We start from the raw sequence: 20,435 nt of genomic DNA on the forward strand, positions 1-20,435 counted from the left end.
GTGCCTGCCCCCTTTAGACAGACTGCGAGCCTTTTCCGGACTGTCGCACAATTCGCAGACAGAGGCGTCGCCCGCATTGATCCAAGTCAAGGACTCCGAGCGTTCCCGCACCTAGTTTTCCTGCAGAGAGGGAAACAACAACAAGATCGCTCTTTGACTGGGATGAGACCTCATGACAGACAACGCCACCATCAAGCTGGCGCATGGTGAAGATCCGATTGCTGCCCTGCGCAAGGCGCACAAGGATCAATTGCTGCTGTGCGACCGGCTCGAAGAAATTGCCGATTCCCTGCCTGATGGCATCAACCGCCAGAAGTGCATGTATGCCGCCCGTGCGCTTGGCCCGATGATCCGGGGCGTCCATCGTTTCGAGGAAGACGTGGTGTTCCCGATGATTGCCGAGCGGCGCGGCTCGGATGAGAAGATCGACACAACGCTGAACCGTCTGCGCTTCGAGCATTGCGAGGACGAGTGCTTTGCCGAAGAATTGACCGAGGCGCTGCATGCGCTCGGCAGCGGCGAGGCGGACGTCAACATCGAGGCGATCGGCTACATGCTGCGCGGTTTCTTCGAGGCGATGCGGCGCCATATTGCCTTTGAGAGCGAGATGCTGCTGCCCTTGGAAAACATCTCTCCGTCAAGCCTTGCCAACAACCAGGCTCCTGGTACCGGCTAGAGCCGATCATCCATATCCCGGAAGCGTCGATTACGCCCGCACATCGAGAACGCTGAACCGGCGCCGGTACTCGATCGCACTCAGGCCGGTGATCGAGCGGAACACCCGGCCGAAGGCCGAGATGTCCTGGTAACCCACCGCCCAGCCGACGGCGCTGACCGGATCGCGGGTTCTTTCCAGCAGGCCGCGGGCCTTTTCGATCCTGAGGGCCTGCACATAGGCATTCGGGCTGAGACCCGTGGCGGCCTTGAACCGGCGCAGGAAGGTCCGCCCCGACAGCCGGGTCCGCGCTGACAGCGCATCGACGCTCAAATCATCCTGCACATGGCCTTCCATCCACAGCTGCAGCGCAAGCACCGCCGCGTCTCCGTGGTTGAGGTTGGGCCGGAAGCTGCGGTAGTTGCGCTGCTCGCGCTTGCCCGGATCGATAAGCAGATGCCGCGCGGTGGCGGTGAGCACATCGACGCCCTGCCAGCGTTCCACGAAGAACAGCCCGAGATCGACCCAGGCCATCATCCCGCCCGCCGTGACGATGTCGTTGTCGTCGATCAGCAGATGCTCGGGCTGCAAATCCGCATGGGGGAACGTGGCGCGGACCTCGCCCTCGAGCGCCCAGTGGGTCGTCACCGGACGCGAGGCAAGCAATCCGGCATGGCCAAGCCAGAACAGCCCGGCGCAGACCGAGGCCGTCAACGTCCCTGCCCCGTGCCGCTCCCGTATCCATGAATGAAGGCCGCGGTCCCCGGCCCCCCGGGCGCCGCTTCGGTTGGGCGGCAGGATCACCGCGTCGTAGGTCGTGGACGCCGGCGGCAGCGCGTCCGGCCTGACGGTATCGACATTGATCGCCACACCGTTCTGCCGCCGGCTGATGGCATTGGCCGTGTCCAGCAGGTCGGCAAGCCCGAGCACCGCGGCCTCCTGCACCCCGTCATAGGCGATGATGGCAAGCGACCGGTCGGGCATCAGCATCGTGGCGCATTTTGCATGATCTTTGTCATATTCGCCAATTTATCGATGCCGCTGCCGCCTGTAAATCAGGCAGACCCATTCAAGGAGAAGAGACATGACCGACACAGCCCTGATCCTCGTCGACATCCAGAACGATTATTTCGATGGCGGACGCTGGACGCTGAGCAAGATGGACCAGGCCGCCGACAACGCGGCGCGCGTTCTGGCGCATGCCCGCAAGGCCGGCGACATGATCGTCCATATCCGCCACGAGATTCCCTCCGAAACCGCGCCATTCTTCCGGCCGGGCAGCGAGGGGGCGAAAATCCATCCGAAAGTCGCGCCGCAGGCCGGTGAAGAGGTGATTCTCAAGCACCGGCCGAACAGCTTCCTCAACACCTCCCTGCACGAAACCCTTGCCTCGCGCGGCATTTCCAATCTGGTGATCATCGGCGCCCAGAGCCAGATGTGCATCGACGCCACCACCCGCGCCGCAACCGACCTCGGCTACAAGGTCACGGTGGTTCATGACGCCTGTGCGGCGCGCGATGCCGAGTTCGGCGGCGTTGCAGTGCCGGCGGCCCAGGTCCATGCGGCTTTCATGAGCGGTCTCTCGGGCACCTATGCCACGGTGGTCGATTGCGCGGGCTATCTCGCTTCCCGGTAATGCCTGTCGCGTTCAAATGCATGCATTTGAACGACAATGGACATGCAACATATCAAAGTCCTGAAGCGCCGCGCACCCGACCGGATGCACGGCGCTTTTGGCGACACTTCCGATTCGGCCCGCGGCACAACCCGTCGCGGGCGCATTTTCCCGAGCTTCGTCACTTTGCCTGAACGACGCTGTGGACAAGTGTGGACAACGTGCACAACATTGAGGCTTATGCGATTCGCTTCTGATTAGGGCTGGCCATGCACTGACATGGCCAACCACTATCGCTATTGCAAGCCAACGCCCGCACCAAGTTCAGGACCGATGAGACGATGAATGACGCCGCCCGCAAGATAGAGCCGATTCCGGCCCGTGCCGAAAAAAGCCCGCTGTTTCGCGAGGCCCCGTCCAATATCGAGGCCGAACAGGCGCTGCTCGGCGCGATCCTGGTCAACAATGACGCCTTTTACCGGGTGTCCGACTTCCTCAAGCCCGAACACTTCCAGGAACCGCTGCACCGCAAGATCTACGAGGTCGGCGGCGACATCATCCGCATGGGCAAGACCGCCAACCCGGTGACCATCAAGACCTTCCTGCCCGCCGACGCCAGGGTCGGCGACATGACGGTGGCGCAATATCTGGCGCGTCTCGCCACCGAAGCCGTCACCATCATCAACGCCGAGGACTACGGCCGCGCGATCTACGACCTGGCGCTGAGGCGCTCGCTGATCTCGATCGGCGAGGACATGGTCAACATCGCCTTCGACGCCCCGCTCGACATGCCGCCCTCGACCCAGATCGAGGACGCCGAACGCCGCCTGTTCGAGCTCGCCGAGACCGGCCGCTACGACGGCGGCTTCCAGTCGTTCAACGACGCCGTGTCGCTGGCCATTGACATGGCCGGTGCCGCCTATCAGCGCGACGGCGGACTGTCGGGCATCTCCACCGGCATCTCCTCGCTCGATGCCCGCATGGGCGGCCTGCAGCATTCCGACTTGATCGTGCTTGCCGGACGTCCGGGCATGGGCAAGACGTCGCTTGCCACCAACATCGCCTTCAACATTGCCCAGGCCTACGAAGGCGAGGTGCAGGCCGACGGTTCGATGAAGGCCAGGAACGGCGGCGTCGTCGGCTTCTATTCGCTCGAAATGTCGTCCGAACAGCTCGCCACCCGTATCATTTCCGAGCAGACCGAGATCTCCTCGTCGAAGATCCGCCGCGGCGAGATTTCCGAAGCCGATTTCGAAAAGCTCGTCGGCTGCTCGCAGATGATGCAGAAGATCCCGCTCTACATCGACCAGACCGGCGGCATCTCCATTGCCCAATTGTCGGCCCGCGCCCGCCGCCTCAAGCGCCAGCGCGGCCTCGACGTTCTGGTCATCGACTATATCCAGCTGATGACCGGTTCGGGCAAGTCGAGCGACAACCGCGTGCAGGAAATCACCCAGATCACCACCGGTCTCAAGGCGCTCGGCAAGGAACTCAACGTTCCCATCATCGCCCTGTCGCAGCTGTCGCGTCAGGTGGAAAGCCGCGAGGACAAACGCCCGCAGCTCTCCGACTTGCGTGAGTCGGGCTCGATCGAGCAGGACGCCGACGTGGTGCTGTTCGTCTATCGCGAGGAATACTACGTCAAGAACGGCGAACCGCGCCGCTCGCCCGACGAGATCGTCGCCGACATCAAGACGCCGGAATACCTCGCCTGGGAAGAAAAGATGATGAAGGTCAAGGGCACCGCCGACGTCATCATCGCCAAGCAGCGCCACGGTCCCACGGGCACCGTGCAGTTGGGCTTCCAGGCGGAATTCACCCGGTTTGCCGATCTGGCGGACAACTCCTACAACCAATTTGTCCACGACGAATAGGCTGGTGATTTGGCCTCACTCCCGACAACGCTGGAACATGGCTCGGCATCTGCCACCACCACTCGTCTGAGCGTAGACCTGGGCGCGCTGGCGGAAAATTGGCGCACCATGCGTGATCTGTCGGGCAGCGCCCGATGCGGCGCGGCGGTCAAGGCCGACGCCTACGGCACCGGGGTCGACCGGGCCGCGCCGAGACTGGCGCGCGAGGGCTGCCGCGACTACTTTGTCGCCGACGCCAACGAAGGCGCGCGGCTCAGGCCACTGCTGCCGGAAGCGCGCATATTCATTCTGAACGGGGTCTTCGAGGGATCTTTCGCCCAGACGCTGGCGCATGACCTCGTCCCGATCGTCAATTCGCCCGAACAGGCCGCCTTTTGGTGCGGCAATGCCGACGGGCGGTCCTACGCGCTGCACGTCGACACCGGCATGAACCGCCTGGGGCTGACGCCGGAACAGGCGGTGCGCCATTCCGAAAGCAGCGCCCCCGCTCCCTGCCTGGTGATGAGCCATTTCGCCTGTGCCGACGAGCCCGGCCATCCGCTCAATGCCCGCCAGATGCAAGTCTTCTCCGGCATGCGCGATTGTTTTCCGGGAGTGGAAATGAGCCTTGCCAACTCGGCCGGCATCCATCTCGGGGCCGACGCCCATCACGATCTCACCCGCCCCGGCATCGCGCTCTATGGCGGCGAACCGGTGACCGGCGCCGTCACGCCGATGCGCCCGGTCGTCACCGCCGAGGCGCAGGTACTGACCGTCAGGCATGCCAAGGCGGGCCAGACGGTGAGCTATGGCGCCGCCCATACACTTACCCGTGACAGCCGCATTGCGGTCTGCGGCATAGGCTATGCCGACGGGTTCCACCGGTCGGCGTCGGGCGCCGGCGTGCCGCTCCGCTCCGCGGTACCCAAAGGGGCGTTCGGCGCGGTAGGCGGACTGCGTGTTCCGGTGATCGGCAAGATCACCATGGACCTGACCATGTTCGACGTCACCGATCTGCCTGAAGGCTCAGTCAGCGCCGGCGACTGGATCGAGCTTCTCGGCTCCGCCATCTCGCTGCAGGATGCCGCCACGGCTGCCGGAACCATCGGCTACGAGCTGCTCACCAGCCTCGGAAGACGCTACGCTCGCAGCTATCTGGACTGATCCCGGCCAGACAGCGTCTCCCGCAACCAGATCCATCGGCTTTGATGATGGCTCACTTGAAAAACAAGAACAAACAGTGGACAAACGCGCGTCTTCCTGACACACCATCCGCAACAGCAAGGGGATCCGAGATTTGGCCAAGACACGCACCCAGTTCATCTGTCAGTCCTGTGGCACGATCCATACCCGTTGGGCGGGCAAGTGCGACGGCTGTGGCGAATGGAACACCATTGTCGAGGACGATCCCACCGGCGGCATCGGCGGCGGCCCGGGGACGGCGGCACGCAAGGGCCGCGCAGTGGCGCTGGCCAGCCTGTCCGGCGAAATAGAGGAAGCGCCGCGGATCTCGACCCTGGTCAGCGAGCTCGACCGTGTCACAGGCGGCGGCTTCGTCCGCGGCTCGGCGGTGCTGGTGGGCGGCGATCCGGGCATCGGCAAGTCGACGCTGCTGATGCAGGCCGCAGCCGCACTCGCCCGCCAGGGCCACCGGGTGATCTATGTTTCGGGCGAAGAGGCCGTCGCCCAGGTACGATTGAGGGCGCAGCGGTTGGGCGCCGCCGACTCGGGCGTGCTGCTGGCGGCTGAAACCAATGTCGAGGACATCCTCGCCACCTTGGCCGAGGGCAAGCGTCCGGATTTTGTCATCATCGATTCGATCCAGACCCTGTGGAGCGACCTTGCAGGGTCGGCGCCGGGCACGGTGACCCAGGTGCGCACCGGCGTCCACGCCATGGTGCGCTACGCCAAGCAGACGGGCGCGGCCATGGTTCTGGTCGGCCACGTCACCAAGGACGGCCAGATCGCCGGCCCCCGCGTCGTCGAGCACATGGTCGATGCGGTTCTCTATTTCGAGGGCGACCGCGGCCACCACTACCGGATTCTCAGGACGGTCAAGAATCGCTTCGGCGCCACCGACGAGATCGGCGTCTTCGAAATGTCCGACAAGGGCCTGCGCGAGGTCGCCAACCCGTCCGAACTGTTCCTCGGCGAACGCAATGCCAAGGCCCCGGGTGCGGCGGTGTTCGCCGGCATCGAAGGCACCAGGCCGGTGCTGGTCGAGGTTCAGGCGCTGGTCGCCCCCTCGAGCCTCGGAACCCCGCGCCGCGCGGTGATCGGCTGGGATTCGGCGCGGCTGTCGATGATCCTCGCCGTGCTTGAGGCCCATTGCGGGGTGCGGCTTGGCAGTCACGACGTCTACCTCAACATCGCCGGCGGCTACCGCATCGCCGAGCCTGCGGCCGACCTGGCAGTGGCCGCGGCTCTGGTTTCCTCTCTCGCCGGGCTTGCCCTTCCCGCCGATTGCGTCTATTTCGGCGAAGTCAGCCTGTCGGGGGCCATCCGGCCGGTGGCGCAAACGGGTTTGAGGCTGAAGGAAGCCGAAAAACTGGGCTTCGCCAACGCGGTATTGCCATCGGGATCCGCCGACCTGCCATCCCGGTCCGGCGCTGGCCTGGCCCAGATGGAAGCACTGGCGGACCTGGTCGCGCGCATTGCCGGGTCCAAGGGTGCGGCTCTGACCGGAAGTGACGAGGACGAAAACTGAATTCAGCCTATCGGACGCCGCGGGCGGTACGGATAGGCAGAGCCTGAACGGAACGCGATTTCATGCCTATTACCCTTCTTGACGGCATCCTGCTCGGCATCACGCTGTTTTCTGCGGTGCTTGCCATGGTTCGCGGATTTTCGCGCGAGGTTCTGGCCGTCGCCTCCTGGATCGCGGCCGCTGCCGCTGCCTATTTCCTCTATCCGCTGCTCACGCCGCTGGCGCTGAAATACACCTCGTCGGACAAGATCGCCATGATCGGCTCGGCCGCCGTGGTTTTCCTGATCGCGCTGATCCTGGTCTCCTACATCACCATGCGGATTGCCGATTTCATCATCGACAGCCGCATCGGCGCGCTCGACCGCACGCTCGGCTTCGTCTTTGGCGCAGCCCGCGGCGTGCTGCTGGTCGTCGTCGCCATGCTGTTCTTCAACTGGCTGGTGGCCACGCCGAAGCAGCCGGAATGGGTGGTGACGGCAAAATCCAAGCCGATGCTTGATTCGCTGGGCGCCAAGCTGGTCAACATGCTTCCCGATGATGCCGATGCAACGATCCTCGAACGCCTGCGCGGCGGCGGTTCGGAAGAACCGGGATCCGATGCGGCGCCCGCCACCAGCGGATAATGATTTCCAGCCGGGATCCATCCGGCAGGTCTATATGAAGGGTTCGACGCCGATGACAGACAGTGGCTTGAAACCGGTCGACAACGAAGCAGATGACTTCCATGACGAGTGCGGTGTGTTCGGCATCTTCGGGAAATCCGATGCGGCCGCCGTTGTAACCCTGGGCCTGCATGCGCTTCAGCATCGCGGCCAGGAAGCCGCCGGCATCGTTGCCTTCGACGGCCAGCAGTTTTCCGTCGAACGCCATGTCGGCCTGATTGGCGACACCTTCACCAAGCGCTCGGTCATGGACCGGCTGCCCGGTGACCGCGCCATCGGCCACACTCGCTATTCCACCACCGGCGGCGAGGGCCTGCGCAACGTTCAGCCGTTCTTTGCCGAATTCGCCGGCGGCGGCTTTGCCATCGCCCACAATGGCAACATCACCAATGCGCTCACCGTTCAGCGCGAATTGCAGAACCGTGGCTCGATCTTCTCGTCCACCTCCGACACCGAAACCATCCTGCATCTGATCGCCGTCAGCGAGAAGACCCGGATCGTGCCGAAATTCATCGACGCGCTGTCCCGGCTCGAAGGCGCCTATTCGCTGGTCGGACTGTCTGAGAAGAAGATGATTGGCGCCCGTGACCCGCTCGGAATCCGGCCGCTGTGCATCGGCGACCTCGATGGCGCCTATGTGCTGGCCTCGGAAACCTGCGCCCTCGACATCATCGGCGCCCGCTTTGTCCGCGATGTCCAGCCCGGCGAAGTCGTGGTCATCACCGACAAGGGCATCGAGAGCCATTTCCCCTTCGAGAAGCAGTCGCCGCGCCTCTGCATCTTCGAATATGTCTATTTTGCCCGGCCGGACTCGACCATCGAGAACCGCAATGTCTACGAGGCGCGCAAGAAGATCGGCGAGGAACTGGCCAAGGAATGTCCGGTCGACGCCGACGTCATCATCCCGGTTCCCGATTCGGGCACACCGGCGGCCATCGGCTTTGCCCAGCAGGCAGGCTTGCCGTTCGAACTCGGCATCATCCGCAATCACTATGTCGGACGAACCTTCATCCAGCCGACCTCGGCCATTCGCCACATGGGCGTCAAGCTCAAGCTCAATCCCAACAAGAACATGATCGAGGGCAAGCGCGTGGTGCTGGTCGATGATTCCATCGTCCGCGGCACCACCAGCCAGAAGATCGTCAAGCTGGTGCGCGAAGCCGGGGCCCGGGAAGTGCACATGCGCATCGCCTCGCCGCCGACCATGTCTTCGTGCTTCTATGGCGTCGACACGCCCGAGAAGTCCAAGCTCCTGGCCTCGCGCATGTCTGTGGGCGCCATGGCCGACTTCATCCGGGTCGACAGCCTCGGTTTCGTCTCGATCGACGGCCTCTACCGCGCCGTGCGCGAGCCGGGCCGCAATGCCGAATGCCCGCAGTTCTGCGATGCCTGCTTTACCGGCGAGTACCCGACGACGCTCACCGATCAGGGCGATCAGGGCAATGTCCGCAGCCTGTCGCTGCTGGCCAACAACGGATAGTTATTCTCCATGACTTCTCTTCAAGGACGCATCGCGCTCGTCACCGGCGCTTCCCGGGGCATTGGCTACTTCACCGCGCTGGCGCTGGCCAAGCAGGGCGCGCACGTGATCGCCGTGGCCCGCACCACAGGCGGCCTTGAGGAACTCGATGACGCCATCCAGGCCGCGGGCGGCAGCGCCACGCTGGTGCCGATGGACTTGACCGACATGCCGGCCATCGACCGGCTCGGCGGAGCCATCAGCGAGCGCTGGGGCAAGCTCGACATCCTCGTCGCCAATGCCGGCGTACTCGGCACCATTTCCCCCGTCGCCCATGTCGAGGCCAAGGTGTTCGACAAGGTCATGGCGGTCAATGTCACCGCCACCTGGCGGGTGATCCGCTCGGTCGAGCCGCTGCTGGTAAAATCCGACGCCGGCCGAGCGCTGATCCTGTCGTCAGGCGTCGCCCACTCCGCGCGCGCCTTCTGGGGCCCTTACGCGGCCTCCAAGGCCGCCGTCGAGACCCTGGCCCGGGTATGGGCCGCGGAAATGGAAAAGACCGCGCTCAAGATCAATTCCATCGATCCGGGCGCCACCCGCACGGCGATGCGGGCGCAGGCCATGCCCGGCGAGAACCCCGACACCCTGCCTCACCCGTCCGAAGTCGCGGAAAAGCTGGTGCCGCTGTGCGGACCGGACTGCACCGAGACCGGCAAGCTGTTCCGGGTCACCGAGAACCGCTTCTTCGACTACCGTCTGCCCGAATAAGGGCTGCGGCGCCTCCACCGAACCATCAAATCTGTTTCATTCGCGCAAGATCGGTTCTAGGCTTGCGGGCGGGAGCTTTCGCCCGGTTCATAGGTGAACCATCTTCATGGACCGGCGGGCATGGAGGAGGTTGTTCATGGCGGGCTTTGCGGCAACGCTGGTCATCATAGTGTTGGGAGCCGGCTTGCTGGCGGCTCTAAAACTTGCGCGTCAACGCAATTCCGGGCTGGCGCAGGCCATCGCCCTGGTCAAGCTCCGGACACTCTTCCGGCTTCGCCTTCCCGATCAGCAACCGGGCTCCGCCGCGCCGCACGGTCCCGTTGTCCACGTCTACCCGCGCCAGTCGGGCCTTGACGCCGCCGTTCTCTGGTCGGCGCTCGACCGGAACTGCCTGTATGTGCTGCACCCGGACGACCAGCGCTCGCTGATCCTCTTCGGCATGCGCCTGTTCGCCCGCACCGCGCATGAAGGTGACACCGCTGCCATCGAGGCCGCCCTGGCCGCCGGCCAGCCGGTCGCCGTGCCCTGCCCCGCCGATGCCGAGCCCGCCACCGAGACTCTGGCGGCCTACAGGGCCCTGGCGGCGCTCGCGCGCAAACACGGTGCGGTGATGCGCGCCATGCATGTGCGCGGGTCGCGGTTTACCCTCTGGTCGGCCTATCGGCGGTCCGAGGCGCCGCGGCATCTGTTGCCGCACTTGAAACTGGCGCAATCGGATCTGCTCGATTTCGACGATGTCAGCCCGGCCAGGAATGGTGCGACCGCGCCGCGCGACGAGGACCGGGTGCACGACCTGCTGGCCGAGGCACGTCTTGCCAGCAACGATCTCGATCGCGGCCTGTTCCTGGCGTTTCGCGACGCCGCCGACCGCTACCGCAAGGCCGGCGCCGTGCTCGAAGACGCGCTCGGCGGCAAGCTGACCTACAAGCAGATGCTGATCGGCGCCCGGGTGCTGGGCGCACGGTTCGCGGCAATCAGCCAGCCCGGCGAGGCGCTGGGCGTCATGCTGCCCAACGCCAACGCGGCAATCGTCACCTTTCTGGCGCTGCAATCCGCCGGGCGGGTCGCGGCCATGCTCAACTACACCGCCGGCCCCGCGGCCCTGGTCTCGGCCCTGTCGACGGCAAAGATCCGCACCGTGCTCGCCAGCCGCGCCTTTGTCGAAAAGGCCGGCCTCGAGGCGCAGGTCAGCGCCATTGAGAAGGCCGGCGTCACCATCATCTGGCTCGAGGAGCTGCGCGAAAGCGTCTCCCGGAAGGAAAAGGCGACCGCTTTCCTCAACTGGCGCAGGCCGTTACGGCCGGTTGAAGCCGGCGATCCGGCCGTCATCCTGTTCACCTCGGGCTCCGAGGGCACGCCCAAGGGCGTTGTGCTGTCTCACCGCAACATTCACGCCAACGCGGCCCAGGCCGAAGCCCGCATCGACATCTCGGTCAGGGACAAGCTGTTCAACGTGCTGCCGGTGTTCCATTGCTTCGGGCTGACCGGCGGCGCCATATTGCCGCTGCTTTATGGCGTCCGGCTGTTTCTCTACCCCTCGCCGCTGCATTACCGGATCATCCCGGCGGTGGCCCGCGAGGTCAAACCCTCGATCATGTTCGGCACCGACACGTTCCTCGCCGGCTATGCGCGCACCGCCAAGGACACCGACTTTTCAAGCCTCCGGCTGATCGTGGCGGGTGCGGAAGCCGTCCGCGCCGAGACCAGGCGGATCTACCGGGAGCGGTTCGGCGCCACCATCATCGAGGGCTTCGGCATGACCGAGACCGCACCGGTCGCGGCCGTCAATTCCGGCAGCCACAACAAGGACGGAACCGTTGGCCGCCTGCTACCGGCCATGGCGATGCGGCTCGAGCCGGTGGAAGGCATCAACGATGCCGGCAGGCTGTTCGTCTCCGGCCCCAATGTCATGCTCGGCTACATGCTGGCCTCCAACCCCGGCGTGCTGCAGCCGCTTGCCGATGGCTGGCACGATTCCGGCGACATCGTCGCCGTCGACGAGGATGGCTACATCGCCATAAGGGGACGCGCGAAACGCTTTGCCAAGATCGCCGGTGAAATGATTTCGCTCGGCGCCATCGAGCTGATGGTCCAGCAGCTCTGGCCGGAGGATTTTCACGCCGCCGTCGCCGTTGCCGACACCCGCAAGGGCGAGCGCATCGTGCTGGTCACTACCAGGATGCCGGCGCTGCGCGACGAGTTGCGCGAATATTCCCGCCGCTACGGCGCCACCGATCTGATGGTGCCCGCGGCAATCGTCAACGTTCCGGAAATTCCGCTGCTTGGCTCAGGCAAGACCGACTACGTGACCGCGCAGAAGATCGCCGACGAATGGATCAAAACGCACCGCACCGACAGCGCCGCGGGATAAGTCTTCCCCTCGGTCCCGCAGGGAAGAGACCGGCGGCGCGTCACACGATCTGACTTTCCCGGCTACTTTTTCGGGTCGTCGCCGGGTTCGGGCGAAGAAGCGGTTTTACCACCCTCGTGGTTCTTCCCGTTGATCTGCCGCGATTTCGGCCCGTACTTGCGCGACCAGGCCCGCGCCCCGAAGGGCAGAGAGGCAAGATAGGCGATCGCTGTCAGCGTCAGCGTTTCCCAGGTGAAGCTCATCAGCAGCGACACATAGACCACCGCCACCAGAAGAAACGGCATCACCAGGTCGCGGCGGACGCCGCCGCCGACACCCTTGCCGGAAAACACCGGCACCCGGCTGACCAGCAGGAATCCGATGAACACGGTGTAGGCGGCAGCGGCAAATCCGCTGGTGCGGTCAATCGGAAAGCCGAGAAACCCAAGATAGACCGGCAGCATTACCAGCAACGCGCCCGCAGGCGCCGGCACCCCGACGAAATAATAGCTCTCCCATGCCGACTTGGTGGCGCTCTCTGAGATGACATTGAAGCGGGCCAGTCTCAACGCCGCGGCAACGGTGAAGACGATGGCCGCGATCCAGCCGAAGGAACGGGCCTGGTCGAGAATGAAGACATAGAGCACCAGCGCCGGCGCGACGCCGAAATTGATGATGTCGGCCAGCGAATCCATCTGCGCGCCGAATTTCGACTGGGCTTTCAGGAGCCGTGCCACCCGCCCGTCAACACCGTCCAGAAACGCCGCGATCAGCACCATGGCGACCGCCATTTCGAAGCGGTTCTCGAAAGCCAGCCGAATGCCGGTCAGCCCCGCACAGATCGCAAGCACGGTAATCAGGTTGGGAATGAGCATCCGGAACGGGATTTCGCGCAAACGCGGACCACGTCCCTCGTCATGATCCGCATCGTCCAAACCATTGGGATCATATGGTGGAAACGGCGTTGGCATGCATGTCTCCCTTGTCGTCCCGTCAGCCGGTCAGTCGCGGCGGCTGACCACGGGCCCCTTGTTCGATCCGAATTCGGCGAGCATTGTTTCACCCGCGATCGCGGTCTGTCCGACGCTGACCAGCGGCCGGGCGGAAGCGGGCAGGAAAACATCGAGCCGCGATCCGAACCGGATCAGGCCAAACCGCTCGCCCGCGTCAAGCTGCTCGTTTTCCTCGGCCCAGCAGAGAATGCGGCGCGCCACGAGGCCTGCGATCTGGACCACGCCGATCTCGCCGCGCGCGGTCTCGATCACCAGGCCGCTGCGCTCGTTCTCGGTGCTCGCCTTGTCGAGTTCGGCATTGAGGAACGAGCCCTGGGAATGGATCTTGCGAAGCACGCGGCCCTTCATCGGTGCCCGGTTCACATGGCAGTTGAACACATTCATGAACACCGAGATGCGCAGCATCTCGTCGGCCCCCAGATTGAGTTCGGCCGGCGGCACCATCCGAACCACCGACGAGACGCGGCCGTCGGCGGGACTGATCACAAGATCGTCGTCAAGCGGGGTCACCCGTTCCGGGTCGCGGAAGAAATAGGCGCACCATGCGGTGAGCACCAGGCCGATCCAGAACAGCGGCTCGGCGATGAACCCCAGAAGCAGCGAGACGCCGAAGAAGGTGGCGACGAACTTGTAGCCTTCGCGGTGAACCGGCACCAGCGCATTGCGAACGCTGTCGATGATACTCATGACATATTCCCTGATTTAGTCCTTGGCCGTGACTACAGCAATTTGCCGCAAAGGGGAAACCACTTTCCGGCTTCATTGCACCTGAAGCGCCGCACTTCCGACTGGAGGCGCAAGGAACGCTGCAAGACCATGTAATGATGCATGCACGTTATCGTTCCAACGAATACGTTGAAAGCGACATGCACCTTGGCGGCTCAGGCGTCTCCGACCTCCGGCGTCCGCCGCCGGGTGACGATGCCCATTTCATCTTCCTCGCGCATGCGCTTGAGCTGCGCCTCGGCCTCGGTGGCTTCACGCTGGCGGTCCCACATGGAGGCGTACAGCCCCTTCTGCGCCAATAGATCGGCATGCCGGCCGCGCTCGGCGATCTGGCCGTCCTTGAGCACGATGATCTCGTCGGCGCTGACCACGGTCGACAGACGGTGGGCGATCACCAGCGTCGTCCGGCCCTTGGATACGAAATCAAGCGCCGCCTGGATTTCCTGCTCGGTCGCCGTATCCAGTGCCGACGTGGCCTCGTCGAGGATCAGGATCGGCGGCGCCTTGAGGATCGTTCGGGCAATGGCCACGCGCTGCTTTTCGCCGCCGGACAGTTTCAGCCCGCGCTCGCCAACCATCGCCTTGAACCCATCCGGCAGCGCGCGGATGAAACCGCCGATCTGCGCCAGATCCGCCGCCCGGTCGACTTCCGCCTCGGTGGCGTCGATCCGGCCATAGCGGATGTTGTAGGCGATCGTGTCGTTGAACAGGACGGTATCCTGCGGCACCATGCCGATGGCGGCCCTGAGGCTTTTCTGCGTGACGTCGCGCAGGTTCTGGCCGTCGATGGTGATCGAACCCGACTGGATGTCGTAGAACCGGTAGAGCAGCCGCGAGATTGTCGACTTGCCGGCGCCGGACGGCCCGACGATGGCGATGGTCTTCCCCGCCGGCACCTCGAACGACACGCCCTTGAGGATCGGCCGCGCCGGATCGTAGCTGAAGCTGACATTGTCGAAACGGATGGCGCCCTGCTCGACTGCAAGCGGTCTGGCATCGGGCGCATCCCGCACCTCGGGCTCGACGTCGAGGAGTTCGAACATTTGCTCGATGTCGGTGAGACCCTGGCGGATTTCGCGGTAGACGAAGCCGATGAAATTCAGCGGCACCGCCAGCTGCATCAGCATCGCATTGATGAACACGAAGTCGCCGATGGTCTGTTCGCCGGACTGGACGGCCAGTGCCGACATCACCATCATCACAGTCATACCGAGACCGAAGATGACGCCCTGCCCCATGTTGAGCCAGCCGAGCGAGGTCCAGACTTGGGTAGCCGACTTCTCGTAGGACTCCATCGAGACGTCGAAGCGCCGCGCTTCCATCTCCTCGTTGCCGAAATATTTGACGGTTTCGTAATTGAGAAGCGAATCGACCGACTTGGTATTGGCATCCGTGTCCGAGGCGTTCATCGACCGCCGGATGCCGATGCGCCAGTCCGAGGCGCGCACGGTGAACCAGATGTAGAGCCACACGGTGATGGCGGTGACCGCAACATAGGTCCAGCCGTAGGCGACACCGAAGATGATCGCCGTCAGCGCGAACTCGATCAGGGTCGGTGCCGTATTGAGGATGGTGAAGCGGACAATCGTCTCGATCCCCTTGGTGCCGCGCTCGATGACCCGCGACAGGCCGCCTGTACGCCGCTCGAGATGGAACCGCAGCGACAATTCATGCATGTGCACGAAGGTCTTGTAGGCCAGTTGCCGCACCGCGTGCTGCCCGACCCGGGCAAACAGCGCGTCACGCAGCTGGTTGAAACCCCACTGCACGATCCTGACCACATTGTAGGCAATCACCAGCATCACCGGCGTCGCGATCAGCGCCGGCAGCCATGCGACCACGTCGGGCTGGCCATTGAGCGCATCGGTCGCCCATTTGAAGAAATACGGTACCGAAATCAGCACGAGTTTCGACAACAGCAGGAACAGCGTTGCCCACAGCACCCGCATTTTCAGATCCGGCCGGTCGGCGGGCCACATGTAGGGCCAGAGGTTTTTCAACGTGCCGAAGGGATTGCCCTGGTCGGCGGATACGGTTTTCGAAGCCAATTCAGATGTCCTTGTTGCCGATCAGGGCCGCCGCTGCGTCCGCCTGCCGATTGTGGTCTTCCCGTTCACCCTCGTTCGCGCGCGAACAGCCAGCGCCGCCACAACAATGATCGAGGGTCTGGCCGATGATGCCTGCAAGTTCGCGCAGGGCACCGGCATTGACGGTGTATCTGGAACGTTGCCGATCCGTGCGAAAGTTGACCAGATCGGCATCGACGAGCACCTTGAGGTGCTGTGAGACCGTCGACTGCGCCAGTCCGATCCGACCGACGAGATCCTTGACGCAGCAGCTGTCCGCCGACCCGAGATTCCTTAGCAGACGCAGCCGCACCGGATGCGCCAGCGCCGCGAGCTTGCGGGCGATGGTTTCGTCCTTGGGGGGGAGATCCGGTCGAGATACATTCATCGTTAATCGGCGATATACGATGAATGTATCCCGGTCAACCGTTCTAGGGCTTTTTTCGCTCGCCCAGAAGCTGCTGATGCATTTCCTCGGCATTCTCCAGCGGGGTCTCGGGAACCGAAAACACCTGGCCCGGCTTGATCCGGTCCGGGTTCTGGATCTGTGACCGGTTGGCGACATAGATCGTGGTGTAGCGAACGCCCTCGCCATAGGTGCGGCGGGAAATCTGCCACAGCGTATCGCCGCGCCGGATGATCACGGCACCGGGTGTCGAGGCAAGCGGCGCCTGCAGGATGGTTTTCGGTTCGCCGGGCTGTCCGGAGGCTGCAACCAAACCTTCGATCCCCTCCTGAGCCGTGCCGGCCATGTCCGCGGGTTCCGCAAGCACTGTCTCGGCCCGGGCGAGAAGCTCGCTCATCCTGCCCCGGTCGCCAGCCGCCAGACCATCGACTACCGAGGCAGAAGTCCCGGCGGCTGCCTGGCCCTCCGCCTTCGGCATCAAGACCGAAAGCGCTGCTTCGGCCTGAAGCCGCATCGACCGGGCAATCGCCATCGATTCAGCGCTGCTGCCGGCAGGCAGGTCAGCCATGGCTGCCGATTTGAGTTTCGACACGGCCTGTTCCAGCGCCTCGGAAACCGCAGCTTCGTCCGCAGTATCCGGTGCGGATACCCTGGTCTTGAGTTGCGACAGCGCCTCGAATGCGTCTTCACGCATTTTCGAAAGGCTGGCGATGTCAGGCAGGATCAACTCGCCGGCAGCCTTGGCCGCAGCCGATTGATTGCTGTCGGCCGCTGCCCCGTTGTTGGCCGGAGCTGCCGCGGCGCTGTCAGCCTGGGTCGGCGCGCTTTCCGGCTGAGCCGCGGCATTGGCGGGCTCCGCCGGGGACACGGCGGCAAGCGCCTCGCCTTCGGGACGATTGAACGGCACGGTGGCCCTGAGCAGGATATTGTCGCCAGACTTGTCCATCAGATCGGCGTTGATGATGTGATCCCCGACCGACAGCTCGGTGGTCGCTTCAACGATGAAACGGCCTGTCTCGTCGGCCGTGTCGCTGCCGATGGCAACGCCGTCCGCCAAAACCTCCACCTTGAAGCCCGGCGTGGCCGAGCCGGCAATGAAAATCCGGTCGCCCTCGATTTCCACCGCGTCCACGCGCACGGTGGCATCGGAGGGGACACCCTCGACAGCCGCTTCCGGCGTGGCCAGGGCAACTTCGGCGGCGGGTGCTACGTCCGCGGAAGCCGCCGCGTCGTCGGCGGCATTGGCGGCATCACCCTGCCCGGCGACCTGCGGCGCAGACGTTGTCAGCAGTGCCGACGCCTCGGGAAGCGCGGGCGTTTCTACGCCCGGGGACGGCGCTACGGCGGCGGCAGCCATCTCGGTTGCGGCATCGGTTTCAGTCCCGGCAGCCGCTTCGGTGGCGGTGGCGGCGGGAGCCGCTACGCCGGTATCGGTCCCCGCGGCCGCAGGCTGATCCGGCGTTGCAGCCGGGCTCCCGGCGTCATTCGCATCAGGCGTCGCGGCGGCGGTTTCGACAGGTTCCGAGGCTGCCGGGGCGGCGGGCTGCGCAATGATCCGGCTCGCCTTGCCCGGCTTGCTCACCATGGCCAGCAATTCGCCGTCGGCGCTCTCGGGGATGGAAACCGTGGCCACCTCTTCCGACAGCCGCACGGCACCATCCTTGCCGGTAATCCGCAAGGTCAGCTGGTAGTCGCCTGCAGGCAAGGGGTTGTCGAGAATGACGGCGAAATCGCCGCTCGAGCCGACCTGTGTCGAGGCGATCACCGTTTCTCCGTTCATGATATCCAGCGTGGTGCCAGGCTCGGCCTTGCCGGCAATCACGGTGGACCCGTCGGGCTCGACCCTGAGAACATCGAAGCTCGGCGTGATCCAGCTGTCGGCGGCAACCGCCGGATCCGCCGCAACCCCGGCGTCCGATTCGGTCTTCGTTGCGTCAGCCGGCAGTCCCTGCCCTTCGCCGGCCTTTGCCGAAGGCGCCTCCGGCGCATTCGCCGTGGCGTCGACCATGTTGGTCTGTGGTGTCGGTTGAGAAGCCGATTCCGGATTTGTTTTGAACATGTTAGGTGCTAAAAAGAAAGCGCCGATGACGATCGCGGCTACCACGCCAAGGAACGCCCAAAAACCGGCATTGTTTTTATTCATTGTCAGCTCCGTGGATGCGGCAAAAACCGCTGCTATTGGGCAAAAACCTATATGCTTTGCATACATGGCACAAGAAAAAGCAGTTTGCCTTGACTGCCCGGCCTTGACCGCATCAAGGGGCGCATGTTCATTGGCCGCATGAACACAACTCAACAGCGAATATCCTCCATCTGCGTCTATTGCGGCTCCCAGCCGGGACATGATCCGGAATTCAGACAGGCGGCCCGGGTTCTGGGCCGGGCGATGGCCGAGAACGGCATTGATCTCGTCTATGGCGGCGGCACAAAGGGCCTCATGGGCGAGGTCGCCGACGCGGTCATGTCGAACGGTGGCAAGGCCATCGGCATCATCCCCGAATTCCTGATGGACAAGGAAGCCTCCCGTCAGGAACTGGGGCAACTGACCGAGCTGCACGTCACCAGGGACATGCACGAACGCAAGCACATGATGTTCGAGCGCTCGGATGCCTTCGTGACGCTGCCGGGCGGCATCGGAACGCTTGAGGAAATCGTCGAGATCATGACCTGGGCTCAGCTCGGCCGCCATACCAAGCCGATGGTCCTGGCCAACATCGGCGGTTTCTGGGATCCGCTCAACGCGCTGATCGGGCACATGCGCGCCGCAGGTTTCATTCACACCGCCCACCTAGTCCGACCGATTGTGATCGACCGCGCGGAAGGCATCGTCCCTGCGATCCAGGCCGCCGCGGGAATTTCTGGCAACGGCGAGGACGCCGCCGTGATTTCCAAATTATAACACTATCAACAACTTGGTGGATCGTCACGAGCGAAAAAATCGTGAACATTTCAACATCATGCCGGTCGGCGTTAGAAATCCGTTAACGTTACAGACGGCAAGATATCCGCACTGGGTAAGGCGCAACGACGCCCCCTGCCGCAAGAGTGCTGACCTATGACAGGCCCCGGCAACACGCATTTTCCCGGTTTCGGGCAGAACGCCCGGGTCGATCACCGAGCACTTTCAGCCAATTACCTTTCGAAACAGCACTCATCACGACAAGCAGGACAGGGTCCGGCTTGCCATTGATCCGGATCAACCCGACTTGAGCGCCGCCGCGGCGATGGCCTGCCGCGCCTTGCGGCTGCGCAGCAGCGAAGACGTATAGATCGCCAGCGCGATCCAGATCAGCACGAAGGCCGCCAGCTTGTAGGGCCCGAAGGGTTCCTTGAAGATGAACACCGCGATGAAGAAGATCATTGTCGGCGCGATGTACTGCATGATCCCGATGGTCGACAGCCTGAGCAGCTTGGCGCCGTTGGCGTAGATCATCAGCGGCACAGCGGTCACGAGGCCGCAGCCGAGCAGCAGCCAGATATCCGTCATTCCGGTGCGGCCGAAATGGCCCGTGCCGTTGAACTCTGTATAGGCGACAAAACCGACCGCCGGAATGGTCAGGATCAGCACTTCCAGAAAGAAGCCCTGATTGGGGCCGACGGGAAGCGACTTTTTGAAGAACGCGTACAGGCCCCAGGTCAACGCCAGCCCGACCGACACCCACGGCAGGCCGCCGGTCTCCAGCGCCAGCAGCCCGACCGCCACCACCGCCAGCAGGATCGCGGCCTTCTGTCGCCCGTCAAGCCTTTCCCGTAGAAGCACGGCACCGAGAAACACCGAAAACAACGGGTTGATGTAATAGCCGAGCGCCGTTTCGACCGCCCGGCCCGCGCCGACCGACCAGACATAGATCAGCCAGTTGACCGTGATCAGGGCCGCCGTGATCAGCGCCATGCCCATGGTCCGCGGAGATCTGAAGGCGGCGCGGATGTCCTGCGTCCGGCCGAGCCAGATCAGCACCACCGCGGCGATCGGCACCGACCAGATCACCCGGTGAGCAACCACCTCAAGCGCCGGGATATGACCCACGGCCTTCATGTAGATCGGCAAGAACCCCCACAGAAGGTAGGCGACCAACGCAAAGGCGAAGCCGCGCGGCGTGTCTTCGTCATAGGCCGCCGGAGCCGGTTTTGTCGCCATCATCTGTCCCATTCTCT

At 64.0% G+C, this 20,435-nt stretch carries 17 protein-coding genes; 10 read left to right on the top strand and 7 right to left on the bottom strand.

What is annotated here, in order from left to right; genetic code table 11:
- The first annotated feature begins 172 nt into the window (after positions 1-172).
- On the top strand, positions 173-676 hold the full coding sequence (locus O4H62_RS09200) for a hemerythrin domain-containing protein (RefSeq protein ID WP_269387204.1): 504 nt from the start codon (positions 173-175) through the stop codon (positions 674-676).
- 30 nt (positions 677-706) lie between these two features.
- Here the strand turns inward: O4H62_RS09200 and O4H62_RS09205 are convergent, their stop codons facing one another.
- Entirely contained in the window at positions 707-1,645 is a 939-nt protein-coding gene (locus O4H62_RS09205; protein WP_269387205.1) for a GlxA family transcriptional regulator, read from the bottom strand.
- A 94-nt stretch (positions 1,646-1,739) separates the two neighbouring features.
- Here O4H62_RS09205 and O4H62_RS09210 point away from each other — a divergent pair, with 94 nt between their 5' ends.
- From O4H62_RS09210 to O4H62_RS09245, 8 genes are all read left to right on the top strand, one after another.
- Positions 1,740-2,291: a cysteine hydrolase family protein gene (locus tag O4H62_RS09210; protein WP_269387206.1), complete on the top strand. Its 552-nt coding sequence runs from the start codon at positions 1,740-1,742 to the stop codon at positions 2,289-2,291.
- 320 nt (positions 2,292-2,611) lie between these two features.
- The gene (locus tag O4H62_RS09215; protein WP_269387207.1) at positions 2,612-4,144 is read left to right on the top strand and encodes a replicative DNA helicase; all 1,533 of its coding nucleotides are present in this window, start codon (positions 2,612-2,614) and stop codon (positions 4,142-4,144) included.
- A 30-nt stretch (positions 4,145-4,174) separates the two neighbouring features.
- Positions 4,175-5,287 (top strand): alanine racemase, encoded by a 1,113-nt coding sequence (alr, locus tag O4H62_RS09220; protein ID WP_430538412.1) that lies wholly within the window; start codon positions 4,175-4,177, stop codon positions 5,285-5,287.
- A gap of 133 nt (positions 5,288-5,420) precedes the next feature.
- Positions 5,421-6,830 (top strand): DNA repair protein RadA, encoded by a 1,410-nt coding sequence (radA, locus tag O4H62_RS09225; protein WP_269387209.1) that lies wholly within the window; start codon positions 5,421-5,423, stop codon positions 6,828-6,830.
- A 62-nt stretch (positions 6,831-6,892) separates the two neighbouring features.
- Positions 6,893-7,453: a CvpA family protein gene (locus O4H62_RS09230; protein WP_269387210.1), complete on the top strand. Its 561-nt coding sequence runs from the start codon at positions 6,893-6,895 to the stop codon at positions 7,451-7,453.
- A gap of 52 nt (positions 7,454-7,505) precedes the next feature.
- Positions 7,506-8,972, top strand: a complete 1,467-nt coding sequence (gene purF / locus O4H62_RS09235; RefSeq protein WP_269387211.1) for an amidophosphoribosyltransferase — start codon at positions 7,506-7,508, stop codon at positions 8,970-8,972.
- A 9-nt stretch (positions 8,973-8,981) separates the two neighbouring features.
- Entirely contained in the window at positions 8,982-9,719 is a 738-nt protein-coding gene (locus O4H62_RS09240; RefSeq protein WP_269387212.1) for an SDR family NAD(P)-dependent oxidoreductase, read from the top strand.
- A 136-nt stretch (positions 9,720-9,855) separates the two neighbouring features.
- On the top strand, positions 9,856-12,090 hold the full coding sequence (locus O4H62_RS09245) for an AMP-binding protein (protein WP_269387213.1): 2,235 nt from the start codon (positions 9,856-9,858) through the stop codon (positions 12,088-12,090).
- Between the two features lie 62 nt (positions 12,091-12,152).
- On the opposite strand, the gene pssA is transcribed toward O4H62_RS09245, so the two are convergent.
- The 5 genes from pssA to O4H62_RS09270 form a co-directional block, all read right to left on the bottom strand.
- Positions 12,153-13,040 (bottom strand): CDP-diacylglycerol--serine O-phosphatidyltransferase, encoded by an 888-nt coding sequence (gene pssA / locus O4H62_RS09250; protein ID WP_269387214.1) that lies wholly within the window; start codon positions 13,038-13,040, stop codon positions 12,153-12,155.
- A gap of 30 nt (positions 13,041-13,070) precedes the next feature.
- The gene (locus tag O4H62_RS09255) at positions 13,071-13,769 is read right to left on the bottom strand and encodes a phosphatidylserine decarboxylase (RefSeq protein WP_269387215.1); all 699 of its coding nucleotides are present in this window, start codon (positions 13,767-13,769) and stop codon (positions 13,071-13,073) included.
- Positions 13,770-13,963: 194 nt separating this feature from the next.
- Positions 13,964-15,856 carry an ABCB family ABC transporter ATP-binding protein/permease gene (locus O4H62_RS09260; RefSeq protein WP_269387216.1) on the bottom strand — a complete coding sequence of 631 codons (1,893 nt, stop codon included), beginning with the start codon at positions 15,854-15,856 and terminating at the stop codon, positions 13,964-13,966.
- A gap of 1 nt (position 15,857) precedes the next feature.
- A complete protein-coding gene (locus O4H62_RS09265; protein WP_269387217.1) occupies positions 15,858-16,262 on the bottom strand; it encodes an ArsR/SmtB family transcription factor in 405 nt (134 codons plus the stop codon).
- Positions 16,263-16,305: 43 nt separating this feature from the next.
- Positions 16,306-18,423, bottom strand: coding sequence for a LysM peptidoglycan-binding domain-containing protein (locus O4H62_RS09270; protein ID WP_269387218.1), 2,118 nt, complete (start codon positions 18,421-18,423; stop codon positions 16,306-16,308).
- Positions 18,424-18,561: 138 nt separating this feature from the next.
- Here O4H62_RS09270 and O4H62_RS09275 point away from each other — a divergent pair, with 138 nt between their 5' ends.
- Positions 18,562-19,179, top strand: coding sequence for a TIGR00730 family Rossman fold protein (locus O4H62_RS09275; RefSeq protein ID WP_269387219.1), 618 nt, complete (start codon positions 18,562-18,564; stop codon positions 19,177-19,179).
- A gap of 297 nt (positions 19,180-19,476) precedes the next feature.
- Here O4H62_RS09275 and rarD read toward each other — a convergent pair whose 3' ends face one another.
- Entirely contained in the window at positions 19,477-20,421 is a 945-nt protein-coding gene (gene rarD, locus O4H62_RS09280) for an EamA family transporter RarD (RefSeq protein ID WP_430538399.1), read from the bottom strand.
- Positions 20,422-20,435: the final 14 nt, after the last annotated feature.

The sequence above is a fragment of the Parahoeflea alexandrii genome, from assembly GCF_027214025.1.
In the GTDB taxonomy this organism is placed as follows: domain Bacteria; phylum Pseudomonadota; class Alphaproteobacteria; order Rhizobiales; family Rhizobiaceae; genus Hoeflea; species Hoeflea alexandrii_A.

Coding starts and splice junctions, on each gene's coding strand:
- O4H62_RS09200 (WP_269387204.1), top strand. CDS start 173: ATGACAGACAACGCCACCATCAAGCTGGCGCATGGTGAAGATCCGATT.
- O4H62_RS09205 (WP_269387205.1), bottom strand. CDS start 1,645: ATGCTGATGCCCGACCGGTCGCTTGCCATCATCGCCTATGACGGGGTG.
- O4H62_RS09210 (WP_269387206.1), top strand. CDS start 1,740: ATGACCGACACAGCCCTGATCCTCGTCGACATCCAGAACGATTATTTC.
- O4H62_RS09215 (WP_269387207.1), top strand. CDS start 2,612: ATGAATGACGCCGCCCGCAAGATAGAGCCGATTCCGGCCCGTGCCGAA.
- O4H62_RS09230 (WP_269387210.1), top strand. CDS start 6,893: ATGCCTATTACCCTTCTTGACGGCATCCTGCTCGGCATCACGCTGTTT.
- purF (WP_269387211.1), top strand. CDS start 7,506: ATGACAGACAGTGGCTTGAAACCGGTCGACAACGAAGCAGATGACTTC.
- O4H62_RS09240 (WP_269387212.1), top strand. CDS start 8,982: ATGACTTCTCTTCAAGGACGCATCGCGCTCGTCACCGGCGCTTCCCGG.
- O4H62_RS09245 (WP_269387213.1), top strand. CDS start 9,856: ATGGCGGGCTTTGCGGCAACGCTGGTCATCATAGTGTTGGGAGCCGGC.
- pssA (WP_269387214.1), bottom strand. CDS start 13,040: ATGCCAACGCCGTTTCCACCATATGATCCCAATGGTTTGGACGATGCG.
- O4H62_RS09255 (WP_269387215.1), bottom strand. CDS start 13,769: ATGAGTATCATCGACAGCGTTCGCAATGCGCTGGTGCCGGTTCACCGC.
- O4H62_RS09265 (WP_269387217.1), bottom strand. CDS start 16,262: ATGAATGTATCTCGACCGGATCTCCCCCCCAAGGACGAAACCATCGCC.
- O4H62_RS09270 (WP_269387218.1), bottom strand. CDS start 18,423: ATGAATAAAAACAATGCCGGTTTTTGGGCGTTCCTTGGCGTGGTAGCC.
- O4H62_RS09275 (WP_269387219.1), top strand. CDS start 18,562: ATGAACACAACTCAACAGCGAATATCCTCCATCTGCGTCTATTGCGGC.
- rarD (WP_430538399.1), bottom strand. CDS start 20,421: ATGATGGCGACAAAACCGGCTCCGGCGGCCTATGACGAAGACACGCCG.